Raw genomic sequence first — 15,548 nt, 5'->3', positions numbered from 1 at the left:
TCCACTCCTTTAAAATAACGCCGCCACGGCAAGGCTGCCGCGGTGCGCTGCAACGAAAAAGTCCCAGAATTGCTCCAGAACTTTTGTGCTTTTTTTTACTTCCAACTATCGTCCTGCGCAAGCGGCAGCTTGTGCCAGTAACCAGGCTTGTTGACCTGACGGCCACGGGCAATCGCCATGTCGTAGCGCGCGACGTCCTTGGTAATCGTCGAATCAGCGGCAACAAACGCGTGGTCCGCAATATTCACCGGTGCCACGAGGGTTGCGCCCGAGCCGATGAAGGAATGGTCGCCGACGTTTGTGTGGTCCTTCTTGACGCCATCGTAATTGGCAAAAATTGTGCCGCAGCCGACGTTAACGTCGCGCCCCAGCGTAGCATCGCCAACGTAAGTCAAGTGGCCCACCTTTGAGTTGACGCCAATCTCGGCGTTCTTAACCTCAACAAAGTTGCCAATATGCGCGCCTTCACGGATCACGGCCTGCGGCCGCAAGTGGGAGTTGGGACCAACGTCCGAATGGTCATCCATCACGGCTTCTTTAAGCGTTGACGACGTCACCGTCACGCCCCGCCCGATTTTAGAATCAACAATTCTGGAACCGGACGTAATCAGACAGCCTGAACCGATTTCCGTCTTGCCCTTGATGACCACGTTGCCCTCGATTTGGGTGTCGCTGTCAATCTTGACGTCGGCATCGATGTAGGCCGTCGCTGGGTCCACAAAGGACACGCCGTTAGCCATGTGCCGCTCGTTAATTCGCCTCTGCATGATTTTGGTGGCCTGGGCCAGCGCAATTCGGTCGTTAACGCCGATGCTTTCGCTGTAGTCATGCATCTTGTAGGCACCAATCCGGTGACCACCATTGCGCAGGATTTCCAGCACATCGGTCAGGTAGTATTCACCCTGGGCGTTGTGGTTAGTGACCCGCTTCAGTGCATTAAAAAGCTGCTTGTTGTCAAAACAAAATACGCCCGTGTTGATTTCAGTGACCATTAATTCCTCCGGATTGCCGTCTTTTTGCTCAACAATCCGCAAGACATTATCCTGTTCGTCGCGGATAATGCGGCCATAGCCGGTAGGGTTAGGGGCCTGTGCGGTCAGAACCGTGGCGGCGTTGCCCCTTTTTTGGTGATACTCAAACAACTTCTGGAAGGTCGCACTGGTAAACAGCGGGGTGTCCCCGGTGATAACAAGGGTCGCCCCCTCTTCACCAGCCAACTGCGTCTTGGTCGTCAAGACGGCGTCACCGGTGCCCAGCTGTTTTTTCTGGGTAACAAATTCCGACTTGCCCGCTAACACCCGCTCGACTTCCTCGGCCCCTGTGCTAACCACGGTGACGATCTTATCGGGATTAATTGCCTGAGCAGCCTCAACTACGTACTCAACCATCGATTTGCCGCAAACTTCGTGTAAAACCTTATAAAGCTTGGACTTCATCCGCGTGCCCTTGCCGGCGGCAAGGACGACTACAAACTTTTTCATTCAATTCAGCCTCTTTATATACTATTAATTACATTCATATTTAAGTATATCATTTTATCGGTTAAAAGCGGCCAAAATCTGTGTGTGCAACGATCGTTCCCGGTTCGGCCAGGATGACCTGCTTCTTGCCGTCCACCCGCTTGATCTTGACCAGTGACAGGTGGCCCTCAATCAGCTTCACGTCGTCAAAGTCGGCCTCGCACAACACGCAGATGCCGGCAATGTTGCCGTTGAATTCCTTCACCAGCTGCTGCATGCCGGTTAAGGTCCCGCCCGCCATCATGAAGTCGTCTACCAGCAGCACGTTGGACTTTTCCGTCAAAACCCGGGTTGGCAGCTCCATCTTCGACACCCGGTCGAGTGATGAGGAAATATAATTGACCGAAACCGTCGCGCCCTCGGTCACCTTGGACCGCTTGCGGGCAATGATGAAGGGTACGTTCAGGTAACGCGCAACAGCCTGGGCCAGGGCGATCCCTTTGGTCTCAATCGTCATCACGACATCAATGTTTGAATAAGCGTAGCGCGTAGCAATTATCTTGCCAATCTTATCCAGATCCTGGGGACTGCCCAAGATGTCGGACAGGTAGACAAAGCCCCCGGCCAAAATCCGCTTAGGGTCTTCAATGCGGGCAGCCAGGTCCGCCAGGTACTTTTGTGCGTGCTTCTTGCCCCAAAAAGGAATATAGCGCACGCCCCCGGCAGCGCCAGCCACCGTCTCCAAAATACCATCCTGGTTGCCGGCAAGCGTGTGCTTCAATATCGTCAGGTCTTCAGAAATCGATGACTTGGCGGCGCCGTAACGCTTTGCAAAAACCGGCAGCGGAATTAGATCATGCGGCCGTTCCATTAAATATTTAGTCATATCCGCCAATCGCTCTGAACGTTTCATAAATTATCCCCTCTAATGTTTGTCTTTTTGCCTGTTATTACTATACACTGAACCAGCAAAAAAGGCACTAACAATTTTAAAATGTTAGCACCTTATATGCTCTTCTAATTGTGCTTTGGACTATTCAGCTACATCATCAAATTTTAACGTAATATTCTTGGTCAACAAGTCCGTGTAGCTATAAGAAACGTGCTTAAAGTTATTCTGGTCTTGGTCCAAGTCAACTACAAAAACCGCTGGGAAGGTTTCCTTCAAAATTCCCCGTCTTCTAGTAACCTTCTTGCGTCCAGCCCGTGCGACGACCGTCAAGGAATCACCTAAATGTGAATCCAGCTTGTGTTTAATGGTAATAATCGATGTTGGCAATGATAACAGCTCCTTTAGCTGTAATTTTACCATATTTCAATTAAATTATCAACGTTTTTTTGCTAACCACGATCATTTCTAGCCGGAACGGCACGAGCAATCTGGATAAACTGGTCAATCGTCAGCTGCTCCGGGCGGATGCGCGGATCAACGCCCAGGGCTGCAAACAGCCGTGTACGCTCTTCTTTGTCCGGCAGCAAGTTTTTCAAATTATTGTTTAACGTCTTGCGCCTCTGCGCGAAACACATCTTGACCACCCAGTTGAAGTGCTTGCTGTCGCCAACCGGGGGCTTGACTGTCAGCGGCTTCAAGACCACAACGCTGGAGTTCACCTTGGGCCGGGGAATAAAGGAGCTGTTATTAACCGTTAATGCAATGTGAACGTCCATGTTGGTCTGCACGGCAATCGTGAGCGGCCCGTATTCCTTACTGTCATGCTGTGCGCCCAGACGTGTGGCCACTTCCTCCTGCATCATCAGCGTCAGGCTGGAAAAGTCCAGCTGCGCATCATTCAGGAAAAAAATAATCGGCGTCGTAATGTAGTACGGCAGGTTGCCCACCACCTTAACCGGCCTCGTCAAATCGAAAAAGTCCGCAAGGTCCGTGGCAAAATCCGCCTTTAAGATATCCTTCAGCAGCAGCTTGAAGCGCTGCGCAAGCGGCACGCCGGCAATTTTTGCCGGCAATTCGTTCTGCAAAATCTCCGGCAGGCTGTCGTCAACCTCATAGGCAAATACCTTAGCGCCGGCCAGTAGCAGCTGCTCGGTCAAAGAACCGATTCCGGGTCCGATTTCAATTACCTGGTCACCTGGATTTATCCCGGCTGCCCGCACAATTCCCTGAATTGCATCCACGTCAACCAGGAAGTTTTGCCCCAGATTTTTCTTGGCCCGCACAAAGTACCGGTTGATAATTGCCTGGGTTCTGACGGGCGACCCGATTGGAATTTTGCTACTCATGTTTGACCTCCTTGACTGCTTGCGCAAGCTGACTCAGTGATATGCCAAAGGTGTGCAGCCGCTTATAAAACTGCTTGCCGTTGCCGTAGCCAACCCGCAGCTTGATCCCAACCTGCTCGCGCAGCTGGCGTGCACCCTGTCCACCATCCAGTCCCAGCTTGTGGTAGGCCTGCGGCGTCAGGTCGCTAGCCGGAGCGCTTTGCTCGTGCAAGGCACTCAGAGCCCGCGTTAACGCCTCCTTAGATGCATGTTCAACGCCGAGCGAGTTGCCCCGCTTGTGCGGCTCGCCCTCCTTGCGCGTGATGAACGCTTGCTTGGCAGTTGGCACCGCCGCCGTGACCAGCCGGCGAATGCGCTCACCGTTAAGGTCGGGATCCGTCAAAACAATGATGGGCCTCTTCAGGGCCAGTTCGCGCAGCGCGGTCAAAACCGGGGCGGGCACGTCCGAACCGTTGGTTTCAATCGTCTCAATGCCCGGAAAGAACTGCTTCAGCCGGATTGTGTCATCCTTGCCTTCCACCACAACAACCGCATTAAACTGTTTTTTACTTAAGACCATAAACCCTCACTGTGTTTGCATAAGTCGCCTGGGCAACTTCCTCCAGCGCTATCCCCTTCAATTCAGCAACCGCCCGGGCAACATAGTAGACGTTGCCCGGCTCGTTCTGCCGGCCGCGGTAAGGCTTAGGTGCCAGGTAGGGGGCATCGGTCTCGACGAGGAGCCGGTCCAAGGGCGTTTTGCGTGCGGACTCGTGGACCGCAGCTGCCTTGGTGAAGGAGACCACGCCCGAATAGGAAAAATAAACGTTCAAATCAAGAAATTTAGCGAGCCAAGCAGCGTCACCGTTGAAGCTGTGCAAGATGGCCCCATACTCAAGGTTGCTGCTCCTCAAGATTTCATAGCAGTCTGCCATGGCATCCCGCGTGTGGATGTCCACCGGCATATGCAATTCGTGTGCCACCTCAACCTGCCGTGCAAAAACCGCACGCTGCTGCTCACGGGGAGACTCATCCCAATAGTAGTCCAGGCCAATCTCGCCCATTGCGACCACGCCGGGCATTTGCAGCTGCTCAATCAGCAAATCCTCGGCTTCTTGATTATAATCCCGGGCAACGTCCGGACAGTAGCCGACCATGGCATAGACCTGGTCGAAGCGCTGGGTGAGTGCAATCGCACGCTTATTAAAGTCGGGATCCTGGCCCGCACAGATCAGCTTGGTGACCCCCAATTTGCGCGCCCGTTCCAGGTAAAATTCTTCCTTGCCCCGAAATGGTTCGTCCTGCAAGTGGGTGTGATTATCGATTAATTCCATCAGCCTAATTCTGCCCCAACTTCATGTTCATCACCGACCACGGCAAGCTTGACCTCGCCGCCTTTTTCGCTTGACAGCAGCATGCCCTGGCTCAGGTGACCCAGCATCTTGCGCGGCTTCAAATTCGTTACCGCCAGCACTTTTTTGCCCAGGAGCGCACTTGCATCGGGATAATACTTGCGGATGCCGCTGAGAATCTGCCGTTCGTTGCCGCCCCCGAAGTCAAGCTGGAATTGCAGCAGCTTGTTTGACCCCTGAACCGGCTCAACTGAGAGTATTTGACCGACCTGAATCTTGACCTTGTCAAAGTCATCAATTGTGATCTCGTGCTCCTGGCCCTGCTGACTCCGGCTCTGCTTCTTGGGTTTGGCCTTGGCCATCTCTTCTTTGATGTACTTGACCTCTTCTTCGGGCTTTAGCCGCGGGTAGATTGGCGTCGGCTTCTCGATGACCTGAACGTCCCAGTTAAAAGCACCGAAGTCGAGCGTCTTCTGCTCCGAATCATCCCAGTTCAACCCGAGCTGTTTGAACATTTCGACCGCGGTCCTGGTCATAATCGGCGCAATGAGCAGCGCAATGATCCGCAGGCTCTCAGCCAGGTTAGACATTGTCCGGGCCAAAGCGTCCGTCTTGCCCTCCTTGTTCAGACTCCACGGCGTGGTCTCGTCGATGTACTTATTGGCGCGGCTGACCAGTTGCCAAATGTCCTCGATTGCCTGGGTAAAGTGGAGCGTGTCCATCTTCTTTTTGTAGTCGGCAATCGTGCTTGTCGCAACCTGTGCCAGGTTGCGCCCGAGTTCGTCCTGGTCGAGCGCGACTGCCGTCACCTTGCCGTTTTGGTACTGGTTAATCATGGAAACCGTCCGGTTGAGCAGGTTGCCCAGGTCATTGGCCAGGTCGTAGTTGACGCGCTCAACGAAGTCTTCCGGCGTAAAAATACCGTCGGCGCCAAACGGCAGGGCCCGCATCAGGTAGTAACGCAGGGCATCGACGCCGTAGCGGCTGGTGATCGATTCCGGGTAGACAGCGTTGCCCTTAGACTTGGACATCTTGCCGTCCTTCATCAAGACCCAGCCGTGGCCGATAATGTGCTTAGGCAGCGGTAAGTCGAGGGCCATCAGCATGATGGGCCAGTAGATCGTGTGGAAGCGGACAATTTCCTTGCCCACCAGGTGAACGTCAGCCGGCCAGAACTTTTTAAACAGGGAATCATCATCCGAGCCATAGCCCAAAGCCGTAATATAGTTGGACAGGGCATCAATCCAAACGTAGACCACGTGCTTGGGGTCGCTTGGAACCGGGATCCCCCAGGAAACGGTCGTGCGCGTAACCGACAGGTCTTCCAGACCCGGCTTGATGAAGTTGTTGACCATTTCCTTTTCACGGGAATGCGGCAAGATAAACTCCGGATGTTCCTGGTAGTACTGGTAGAGCCGGTCGGCGTACTTGCTCATTTTGAAAAAGTAGGACGGTTCCTTGACCAGCTGCACTTCGTGGCCCGACGGGGCCTTGCCGCCAATCACATTGCCGGCATCGTCCTTGTAAACCTCGGCCAGCTGCGATTCCGTAAAGTATTCCTCGTCCTCAACCGAGTACCAGCCGGTATATTCGCCCAGGTAGATGTCGCCCTGCTTTAAGAGCTGCTCAAAAATCTGTTGCACACCCTTAACGTGCTCCTTGTCGGTTGTCCGGATAAACTTGTCGTAGGAGATATCGAGGCTTTTCCACAACTTCTTATACGTAGCCGCCATGCCGTCGACAAATTCCTGGGGCTTAACGCCCTGCTGCTCGGCCTTCTGCTCAATCTTCAGCCCGTGCTCGTCGGTACCGGTTAAAAAGAAGGTGTCATAGCCCTGGCTGCGCTTGTAGCGCGCCATTACGTCAGCCGCAATCGTGGTGTATGCGTTGCCGATTGTCAAGCGGCCGGAGGGGTAGTAGATTGGGGTTGTAATATAAAAAGTTTTTTTATCAGCCATATTTGTTTCTCCTTAAGTTTCTTCCAATTCATTAATATTATACTACACCAAGCAAAAAGGGAATTCCCCCGGGCGGAATCCCCTCTAATATTTTGCTGGACTAGCAGTTTCTGATTTGACTTGGTTTAAATCAAGAATTTTTCGTTCTTGAGGTAGAAGTGCTTGACTACGGTAGTCAGCAGAATGTACAGCACCAAAATGCCCAGGATTATCCACATGAAGCTCATTGGCAGTTCGCCAAACTTGAGTGTGGAAGACAAGAATGAGAATGGAATCAGGGTTCCGATAATCCCGGCCCCAAAGGTTGCCAGAATGACCGTAGCGGTGGCGTGCTGGCCGATAAACGGCAGGTGCCGGTCGCGCAACGCGTGAATGACCATTTCCTGGGTCCAGAGCGATTCGATGAACCAACCGGTATGGAACAGGGCAATAAATGCTGCCTGCTGGGCCGGACTGATTGCATTGAAACTGCCCCCGACCAGGTGCGGGCAGACTATGAAGTACAAAATGCCGAAGGTCAGAATGTCAAAGACAGAGGACGTCGGACCAAAGTAAAACATGAACTTCGGCAGCTTTTTGGTTGACCAGCTCCGCGGCTCCTTCAGGTAGTCAGCGGACATCTCGTCAAACGGCAGCGACAAGCAGCTCGTCCCGTAGAGCAGGTCCAAAACAAGCAGCTGCAGCGGCAGCATCGGCAAAAACGGCAGAAACGACGATGCGACCAGGATTGACAGGATGTTGCCGAAATTCGACGACAGCGTAATCTTGATGTACTTCATCGTGTTGCCGAAGACCTTGCGGCCAATCCTGACCCCGGTCTCCAGCACGTTCAGGTCCTTGTGCAGCAGGATGATGTCCGCCGATTCCTTGGCGATGTCGACCGCCGTGTCCACGGAAATCGAAACGTCGGCCGCCTTCATTGCGGGCGCGTCGTTAATGCCATCGCCCATGTAGGCAACCGTGTGCCCGTTTTTCTTTAGCAGGTTAATGATCCGCGTCTTGTCCTCGGGTGAAAGCTTAACGAAGATGTTGCACTCCTCAACCATCTTGGCTAGTTCCGCGGGGTTTTTGCCCTCCAGATCGGCACCGGAATAGACCGTGTCGACGTTGAGGCCGACCTGCAGGCCAACCGTCCGCGTGACCGCCTCGTTATCGCCAGTCAGAATCTTAACGGAGATGCCGTCGCCCTTAAGGCGGGCAAGGGCAGCCTTGGCACTCTCCTTGGGCGGATCCAGAAAGGCCAGGAAGCCGCAGAGAATGAGGTCGTTTTCATCCTTGACGGAAAACTCGCCCACGGGCGCGGGGTTGCGCTTGTAACCCAGCATGATTACGCGCAGGCCGTCATCGTTCATGTTGTTGACCTTTTCCATGACCTTCTGCTTGCGTTCCGGCGTCAGTGGCAGGATCTGGCCGTCAGCCTCGATTCTAGTGGCGACGGCCATCATTTCTTCGGATGCGCCCTTTGTTACCAGCAGGTGCTCGCCGTGCTTGAGGTCGGAGTTTGCCACGACGACGCTCATCCGCCGCCTAGAAAAGTCAAACGGAATCTCGTCGATCTTGTTGTAGTCCCGTTGAATCTCATTAATGTCGAGCTCGTTGCCCGCAGCCTCAATGATGGCCTTGTCGATCAGATTCTTCATCCCCGTCTGGTAGTATGAATTGAGGTAGCCCATTTCCAGTATCTGCTGGTTTTCGCGCAGGTTCAAGTCATAGTGCCGCTCCAGGACAACCTTGTCTTGCGTCAATGTGCCCGTCTTGTCTGTGCAGAGGATATCGGCCGAGCCAAAGTTCTGAATCGAGTTCATCTTTTTGACGATTGTGCCTTTTTTGGACATCTCAATTGAGCCCTTGACCAGATTCGTCGTCACGATTACCGGCAGCATTTCCGGCGTCAACCCGACCGCCGTCGCAATTGAAAAAATCAGGGCGTTGATCCAGTCACCTTTAGTCAGGCCGTTGATGATTAAAACAAGTGGTGCGATGATGAGCGTCATAATGATAAGAAGCCGGGATACATTCTTGATACCAACGTCGAAGGCGGTATTCTTAACGTCATTGTGAGCAATATCATGCGCCAACTTACCAAACATCGTTCGTTCACCAGTTGCAAAGACCACACCGAGCCCCGAACCGGAAACAATCGTCGTTCCCTCGTACAGTATATTCGGGTAGTCCAAGTAGTCGCGGTCCTGCCCGATTTTAGGCCTTCTCGTTGCAATTTTTTCAATCGGGTTCGATTCGCCGTTGAGCGAACTGGATGAACAGAAGAGGTCCTTGCTAACGAGTAGCCTCATGTCGGCCGGCACCATGTCGCCGGCTGCCAAGCGAATCACGTCGCCTACAACGACCTGGCTCGTATCGATCTCCTCGTCCTTACCGTCGCGGATAATATCGGTTGTTACCGAGACCATCTGCAGTAGCGAATTGACTGCATTCGAGGACTTGATGTTCTGGATAAAACTGGTAATGCCCGAAATGAAGACCATCGTGAGCATAATTGCAACCGTGCTGATATCCTTTTCGCCGGCCGGCACAAAAATGTAGTCGGTAAACAAGGACAGGGTGGCGAGGGCCAGCAAAACCAGCGTAAAGGGCGTAATAAAGGCCTCGGTTAAAAAGTGCAGCTTTGAGTTGTGCTTGCCAGATGCAATCGTATTTGCGCCAAATTCCTCCCGGTTCTGGTCGGCCTGCGCGCTAGTCAAGCCGTCGCTGCTCGCGTGTAGGCGGGCGAGCGTCTCTGACCTGCTTTCCTTGGCAATGGCCTTAACCAATTCCAAGTCTTTGTTTGCGACTGTTTCGTTTGGTTTTCTCAGCATCGTTTCCACTCCTTCTCTTCTAAAAACGCAAACAAACTAAAAAGGGACCGCCTAACACCGTTAGCGACCCCTTTTAAACTAGGTATCATTAATACTCGTCGTTCAGCTTTAACACTACGTGACGTAAGCACATGCCAGCTATCTGGTTACCGCCTTAATTCGACGGTAACTATTTAACTCGTTGGCATCTCTGGATGTTTCTGAGCGATAGCATATGTTCACGTAGGAGTCTCACCTAACAGTTCATTTGTTTATTTGATTTGCATTGTGAGTGTAATACACAACAAGCAATTAAGTCAACCCATTTTACCTGTTTTTCAGGTGCAAATTGTTCTTGAAAAAATAGACCAGGCCACCCAAGACCAACACAAGGGCAAGCGCAATCGGCAGGGCAACCCGGCGCGGGTGTTCAATCTTGCTGCGTTCCGCGCTCGTCAGGTCATACTTATCAAGCGAATAATGGTACTGCTGGTCAATCGTGGTCGCGCACGCCCTGAAAACAAAGCGCAGCCCCTTATTGAACTCTTTCTTGCTGCTGGAGCGCAACTGGTCTGACTGCGCGCGGATGATATTGCCTCGCACATCCGCCGTAAACGCGCCGTGCAGGTCCTTACTGGAGTAGATCTGCACGTTGCGCCGCTTGTTTTTCGAACCCACCACGATGAAGACCGTGTGCTTGTACTTGCCCAGTTTGGGGGGCGTCAAGTGGCTAACGCGGTTAACGGTTTGAACGATAATTCGCGGCTGCTCGCCGGTCTGCATGTACCGGTCGTTTTTGGCCAGGATCAACTTGCTGGTCTCGCGCTCCAAGAGGTGGCTGTTGTCCTTCACGTTGGGGTTGGTAAAGCCCGTCAGGGTGCAGAAGGCGCCTGCCAGTGCAAGGAGCCCGACCACTTTAATTCTCAGCGTCTTCCAGCTTGCGCGCCAACTCTTCCACGTATTCACGGTTGATTTTAATTTGCTCATAGGGAACCCCACAATCTTTAAAAAGCGCTATTGCCAGCGGACTATCATGGTAATCAAAGTAATAGTTGACCTTCTCCACACCGGCCTGAACAAGTGCCTTGGCACAATTATAACAGGGAAAGTGCGTCACATAAATCTCGGTGTGATCGGTTGAAACGCCGTTCTTCGCACACTGAATCAGCGAGTTCATCTCCGAGTGAATCGTCCGCACGCAGTGCCCGTCAACAATCTGGTGGCCGACGTCATCACAGTGCGGTGCACCCGACACGGACCCGTTGTAGCCCGTCCCGATAATCCGGTTGTCCTTGACCAAAACATTGCCCACCAAGGCCCGATCACAGGTTGAGCGCTGGGCGATAACCAGCGCCTGCATCATAAAATACTGCTTCCAAGGAATCCGCTTACGCATTTTTTTGCCTCTTAGTCAAAGTAATTCAATCCGATTGCATCCCGCACCTCAGCCAGGGTTTGGGCGGCCACACGGTTGGCCCTTTGCGACCCCTCCTGCAGCATCTCGTAGACCTCGTCCAGGTTTTGTTCGTAACGGGCGCGGCGGGCGCGAATCGGGGCCAGTTCTTCTTCCATCACCTTATTCAGGTAGCGCTTGAGCTTGACGTCGCCCAAGCCGCCTTTTTGGTATTCTTCCTTCATTTCTGCTACCTTATCCTTATCGGGAGCAAAAATATCAAGGTAGGTGAAGACCGTGTTGCCCTCGACCTTGCCCGGATCCTCCACGTGAACGTGGCCCGGGTCGGTATACATCGACATGATCTTCTTTTGAACGATCGCGGCATCGTCGGCCAGGTAGATGGCATTACCTAGGGACTTGGACATCTTGGCGTTGCCGTCAAGACCCGGCAAGCGGCCCTGGCCCTTGCTGGGAAAGTAGCCTTCGGGTTCAACCAGCACGTCCTTGTGGTAGACGCGGTTGAACGTGCGCACAATTTCACGGGTCTGTTCAAGCATCGGCTCCTGGTCGTCCCCAACGGGCACGAGTGTCGCCTTGAAGGCGGTAATGTCGGCCGCCTGGGACACCGGGTAATTCAAAAAGCCCACCGGAATCGAGTCGTTAAAATTCTTCTGTTTGATTTCGGCCTTGACGGTTGGGTTGCGCTCCAGGCGGCTGACCGTCACGAGGTCCATGTAGTAGGCCGTGAGTTCAAACAGGGCCGGAATCTGCGACTGCACGAAGATGGTCGAAACCTGCGGGTCGATGCCGACGGCCAGGTAGTCAAGCGCCACCTGCACCAGACTGTTTTTAATCTTTTCGGGGTTGCGCGCATTATCGGTCAGGGCCTGCGTGTCGGCAATCATAATGTAGGGCTGGTAGTCGCCCGCGTTCTGCAACTTAACCCGATTCTTCAAAGAACCAATGTAGTGGCCCACGTGCAGCTTCCCCGTTGGCCGGTCGCCCGTGAGGATAATTTTCTTTTTCATCGTATCTACCTTCCTTGAAAGTCAAAACCTGCTTTAATGCAATAATCATAGTCAATTCTACCAAAAATCACGCAATGATTAAACACGGAGGAAAAAATGTGCAACCAGTTTCAGCTGCCGCGTCTGGCAGAAATCAAAAAATACTTAACTACCGACCTCAACCTGCCACTGAGCGAGCTGGCATCAACGCTGCCGCAGGACCAGGATGTTTTCCCCAGCGGTCTGGCCCCGGTCCTGGTCTACCAGGGCCAGCAGCTGCTGCTGACGCCGAAAAGCTGGGGCTACCCTAGTCCTGTTAACAATAAGGCCGTTGTCTTCAACGCGCGCGTTGAACGGTTCTTCGAGCAAAAACCCTCAATGTGGGACGCATCCTTTGCCCGGAGACGCTGCATTATTATTGCCCGGCAATTTTATGAAAGCAGTCAGCAGACTTACCTGGCTGCCAACGGCCGCCGTTACCATGAGCGCTTCAGCTTCAGCAATGCGGGCGCGCCCCTGACCCTGATTGCCGGCATCTACGAAGAAGGCCACTTTGCAATGGCCACGACCGCGCCTAACGGCATAATGGCGCCCGTGCACGACCGCATGCCCCTGGTGCTGGAAGCGGACGAGCTGCGCCGCTGGCTGTTTCAGGATTTTTCCCGGCTACTTGACCGCAGCCGCGTTGACCTGACTGTCGCCAAGCTTGCGGCCAGGACCTAAAAGTGAAAATCAGGGCTTGGATTTAAACCAAAAACATGGTAAACTATTTCAGTAATGCGGGTATAGTTTAATGGTAGAACGTTAGCTTCCCAAGCTGAAGATGCGGGTTCGATTCACGCTATCCGCTCACGCAAAAAAGGCGATGATTAATTTCATCGCCTTTTTTATTTTGTCCAGGTTCTACGTCATGATCACCAAAAGAACGCCATTGAGCACCGCCAGGTAGACGGGCATCCACAGTGTCTGGGCGTAGAGGTAGGACCAGGCAAAGAGCGCCCCGAAAAGAACGTCGATCGCTAAGAGGACAACCGAGCCCTGGCAGTTGAGCAGGCTGAACAGAATTCCCGAGACAAGCATCCCCAAAAACGCGGTCGTCACCGTGCTGCGCCTGAAGGCGTAGTTGAACAAAAACCCGGTGGCCAAAAACTCCTGCAAAACCGGCAGGACAACGCCCACCGCAAGCAGCAAGAACCAGTAGCCGCTATCCGATTCATGCCGCAAGAACGCCACCTGAAAGCCGTATAAGCTGAGCCTGCTATATGCCTGCATCCAGGAGACGCTGATGCGCAGTGCGGTCACCACCACGGTTAACGCTACAATCGTGCCAAAGTAGTTGAGCCACGAGCCCGCGAAGCTGCGGTCAAAATACCGTTGCTCCCGGTTGAAGCGGTAAACGTAGAACAAGATAACCATTAAGGAAATCGTCGCAAATAAGACGAGGTCCCAGACGTGAACCGGTGCGTTTTTGGTAGCAAGCTTATATGCACCAACGGCCATTAAGTATCCAATAACATAAAAAATATAGCGAATTAAGTTGCCGTCTCTTGATGCCGGTGTGTTCACAGAATTACCTCGATCTACATTTTGTGCCTTACAAATTCCATATTATAGCAAAAAAAGACGGTATGAAAAAGCTAGGCCGTGCAATTCCTAATCGACTTCGATGTGGTTAATATCTTCCAGGGCAATTTTATGTCCGTCCACGACAATCCCCTCATCGCTATAGCCATTGACAAAGCCCGCAACATCTGCAGGCAACTGATCATCACCGTCCACCACCTTGACCTGCAGGTGCACCAAGCGGTGGTTGCCGTATGCCTTGAGCAGCTGCACGCTGATTTCTTCGGGAGACATGGCCTGCTTGCGCGGATGCTTGCTGGTGCGCCGCTTCTCGTCGCGGGTAATCGCCACCGTATGATCGCTTAGGAAAAAGCCCACCCACTTCTTCATTTTTCGATCCTGGTAATTTTTGAAAAAGTCCAGCACGATCTTGTCAAAGTCATTCATAGGCGTTGCCGCCATTGTGACCACCGACCAGGTTGGCGCGCCGAATGGCGGTTGCGCCATCTAGCAGGCTGGATGCTTTAACCACGCTCGTGAAGCCGTACTTTTGCCGGATCTTGTCCACCGTTGCCGTCACGGTGCGCTTCTTCAGCTGGCGCCACGGCTGCACAAAAAACGTTAATTGTTCACAGTTATCTGCCGCTAGGCGGCTGCAGTTGATTCCCAGTGCCCGGACGGCTTCACCATGCCAATTCGTACGAAAAAGGGCCAAAACCTCCTGGACCACCAGGTCGCTATCATTGGTGGGGCAAATTTTTCGTTGGACGCTGAAGCCCTTGCGAACGCCCGCAGAGCGGTACTGGGAGAATCCAACGTACAAGCTGATGCAGCCAGCCTGCAGCTTGTGGGCCCGAATTCTGGCCGCAACCTGCTCACCAATTTCACGCAGCACGATTTCAATATCGCGCTGAACGGTGTAGTCCCTGGTCAAGATCTGCGAGTTGCCGTAATTTTTCATTTTTGGAAAAAACTTTTCGCTTATGACGCTGCGATCCACGCCCCAGCTGATGGCAAATAGCTGTGCCCCCATTACGCCAAACTCTTTTTGCAAAAGGGCGGGATCCGTATGAGCCAATTCGTACATATTGCTGATGTGCAGGCGGCGCAAGCGCTGCGCCGTCCGCTTGCCGATGCCCCAGACATCTTCCAGGTTGGCAATCTGCCAAATTGTGTCGGGAACGTCAATATAGTGCCAGTAGTCAATCATCGACTTCCGGTGCTTAGCGGAAATATCCATGGCCAGCTTGGCAAGCAGTGGGTTTTCGCCAATGCCGCAGGTGGTGTAGAGTCCAAGCTTGGTTCTGATTTCCACCTGGATTCGGCGGCCCACCAGGTAAGGATCTGCGCCAAACAGGTGCCAGGACTTGGTCATGTCAATCATCGACTCATCAATCGAATAGACGTGAATATCTTCTTCAGCTGCGTACTGCCGAAAAATCTCTAAGACTTGCATGCTGCGCCTGATATACAAATTCATGTGGGGCTCAACCAGGATCAGGTCCGGGGCCTCCCTTTTGCTGGGCAAATCACGCACCCGCATCACATTGGTCAAGCCGTACTTCTTCTTAGCCAGGGGCGAGGCCGCCATGATCAAGCCCGAGCCGTTTTTGGTATTGGGCTGGTGCGAAACAACCGCAAGCACCGCCTTCATCGGATTGAGACCCAGCCTGAGTGCCTCGCAGCTGGCATAAAACGACTTGTTGTCAATCATGAAAACTACATGGTGCGGTTCATACCGATAATCATACACTGCTGTCCACTTCCTATCTCAAACGTTTGTTCGATAACTTCATTATA

The 15,548-nt window shown here is 53.0% G+C and carries 15 protein-coding genes, 1 tRNA gene and 1 riboswitch; of the genes, 2 read left to right on the top strand and 14 right to left on the bottom strand.

What is annotated here, in order from left to right:
• Nucleotides 1–95: 95 nt before the first annotated feature.
• The 11 genes from glmU to trpS all read right to left on the bottom strand — a co-directional run bounded on the left by glmU (nucleotide 96) and on the right by trpS (nucleotide 12,206).
• Nucleotides 96–1,481, bottom strand: coding sequence for a bifunctional UDP-N-acetylglucosamine diphosphorylase/glucosamine-1-phosphate N-acetyltransferase GlmU (gene glmU / locus AC2JF8_RS03055; RefSeq protein WP_500761036.1), 1,386 nt, complete (start codon nucleotides 1,479–1,481; stop codon nucleotides 96–98).
• A 61-nt stretch (nucleotides 1,482–1,542) separates the two neighbouring features.
• Nucleotides 1,543–2,373, bottom strand: coding sequence for a pur operon repressor (gene purR / locus AC2JF8_RS03050; protein WP_500729559.1), 831 nt, complete (start codon nucleotides 2,371–2,373; stop codon nucleotides 1,543–1,545).
• A gap of 120 nt (nucleotides 2,374–2,493) precedes the next feature.
• Nucleotides 2,494–2,739, bottom strand: coding sequence for a Veg family protein (locus AC2JF8_RS03045; protein ID WP_500729557.1), 246 nt, complete (start codon nucleotides 2,737–2,739; stop codon nucleotides 2,494–2,496).
• Between the two features lie 62 nt (nucleotides 2,740–2,801).
• On the bottom strand, nucleotides 2,802–3,698 hold the full coding sequence (gene rsmA, locus AC2JF8_RS03040) for a 16S rRNA (adenine(1518)-N(6)/adenine(1519)-N(6))-dimethyltransferase RsmA (protein ID WP_500761033.1): 897 nt from the start codon (nucleotides 3,696–3,698) through the stop codon (nucleotides 2,802–2,804).
• Nucleotides 3,691–4,257: a ribonuclease M5 gene (rnmV, locus tag AC2JF8_RS03035; protein WP_500761030.1), complete on the bottom strand. Its 567-nt coding sequence runs from the start codon at nucleotides 4,255–4,257 to the stop codon at nucleotides 3,691–3,693. Before rnmV ends, rsmA begins: the two co-directional genes overlap by 8 nt.
• Nucleotides 4,244–5,011 carry a TatD family hydrolase gene (locus AC2JF8_RS03030; RefSeq protein ID WP_500729554.1) on the bottom strand — a complete coding sequence of 256 codons (768 nt, stop codon included), beginning with the start codon at nucleotides 5,009–5,011 and terminating at the stop codon, nucleotides 4,244–4,246. Before AC2JF8_RS03030 ends, rnmV begins: the two co-directional genes overlap by 14 nt.
• Nucleotides 5,011–6,987 carry a methionine--tRNA ligase gene (gene metG, locus AC2JF8_RS03025; protein WP_500761027.1) on the bottom strand — a complete coding sequence of 659 codons (1,977 nt, stop codon included), beginning with the start codon at nucleotides 6,985–6,987 and terminating at the stop codon, nucleotides 5,011–5,013. Before metG ends, AC2JF8_RS03030 begins: the two co-directional genes overlap by 1 nt.
• Nucleotides 6,988–7,112: 125 nt before the next feature.
• On the bottom strand, nucleotides 7,113–9,803 hold the full coding sequence (mgtA, locus tag AC2JF8_RS03020; protein WP_500761024.1) for a magnesium-translocating P-type ATPase: 2,691 nt from the start codon (nucleotides 9,801–9,803) through the stop codon (nucleotides 7,113–7,115).
• A gap of 86 nt (nucleotides 9,804–9,889) precedes the next feature.
• Nucleotides 9,890–10,053: riboswitch (M-box (ykoK) riboswitch) on the bottom strand.
• Nucleotides 10,054–10,109: 56 nt separating this feature from the next.
• Nucleotides 10,110–10,769: a TPM domain-containing protein gene (locus AC2JF8_RS03015; RefSeq protein ID WP_500729550.1), complete on the bottom strand. Its 660-nt coding sequence runs from the start codon at nucleotides 10,767–10,769 to the stop codon at nucleotides 10,110–10,112.
• Complete coding sequence (locus tag AC2JF8_RS03010; protein ID WP_500729549.1) at nucleotides 10,699–11,178, bottom strand: deoxycytidylate deaminase; 480 nt, start codon at nucleotides 11,176–11,178, stop codon at nucleotides 10,699–10,701. Before AC2JF8_RS03010 ends, AC2JF8_RS03015 begins: the two co-directional genes overlap by 71 nt.
• 11 nt (nucleotides 11,179–11,189) lie before the next feature.
• The gene (gene trpS / locus AC2JF8_RS03005) at nucleotides 11,190–12,206 is read right to left on the bottom strand and encodes a tryptophan--tRNA ligase (protein ID WP_500761021.1); all 1,017 of its coding nucleotides are present in this window, start codon (nucleotides 12,204–12,206) and stop codon (nucleotides 11,190–11,192) included.
• A 96-nt stretch (nucleotides 12,207–12,302) separates the two neighbouring features.
• Between trpS and AC2JF8_RS03000 the strand changes: the two genes are divergently transcribed.
• Together AC2JF8_RS03000 and AC2JF8_RS02995 are read left to right on the top strand one after the other, a co-directional pair.
• Nucleotides 12,303–12,908 carry an SOS response-associated peptidase family protein gene (locus AC2JF8_RS03000; protein ID WP_500761018.1) on the top strand — a complete coding sequence of 202 codons (606 nt, stop codon included), beginning with the start codon at nucleotides 12,303–12,305 and terminating at the stop codon, nucleotides 12,906–12,908.
• 56 nt (nucleotides 12,909–12,964) lie between these two features.
• A tRNA-Gly gene (locus tag AC2JF8_RS02995) sits at nucleotides 12,965–13,035 on the top strand.
• Nucleotides 13,036–13,088: 53 nt separating this feature from the next.
• On the opposite strand, the gene AC2JF8_RS02990 is transcribed toward AC2JF8_RS02995, so the two are convergent.
• The 3 genes from AC2JF8_RS02990 to AC2JF8_RS02980 all read right to left on the bottom strand — a co-directional run bounded on the left by AC2JF8_RS02990 (nucleotide 13,089) and on the right by AC2JF8_RS02980 (nucleotide 15,501).
• The gene (locus tag AC2JF8_RS02990; RefSeq protein WP_500761015.1) at nucleotides 13,089–13,751 is read right to left on the bottom strand and encodes a CPBP family glutamic-type intramembrane protease; all 663 of its coding nucleotides are present in this window, start codon (nucleotides 13,749–13,751) and stop codon (nucleotides 13,089–13,091) included.
• An 87-nt stretch (nucleotides 13,752–13,838) separates the two neighbouring features.
• A complete protein-coding gene (locus AC2JF8_RS02985) occupies nucleotides 13,839–14,195 on the bottom strand; it encodes a hypothetical protein (protein WP_500761012.1) in 357 nt (118 codons plus the stop codon).
• Nucleotides 14,188–15,501 (bottom strand): Y-family DNA polymerase, encoded by a 1,314-nt coding sequence (locus tag AC2JF8_RS02980; RefSeq protein WP_500761009.1) that lies wholly within the window; start codon nucleotides 15,499–15,501, stop codon nucleotides 14,188–14,190. Before AC2JF8_RS02980 ends, AC2JF8_RS02985 begins: the two co-directional genes overlap by 8 nt.
• Nucleotides 15,502–15,548: the final 47 nt, after the last annotated feature.

Source organism: Lactobacillus sp. CA30L, assembly GCF_059900845.1.
This window is presented reverse-complemented; position numbering and strand designations above follow the sequence as displayed.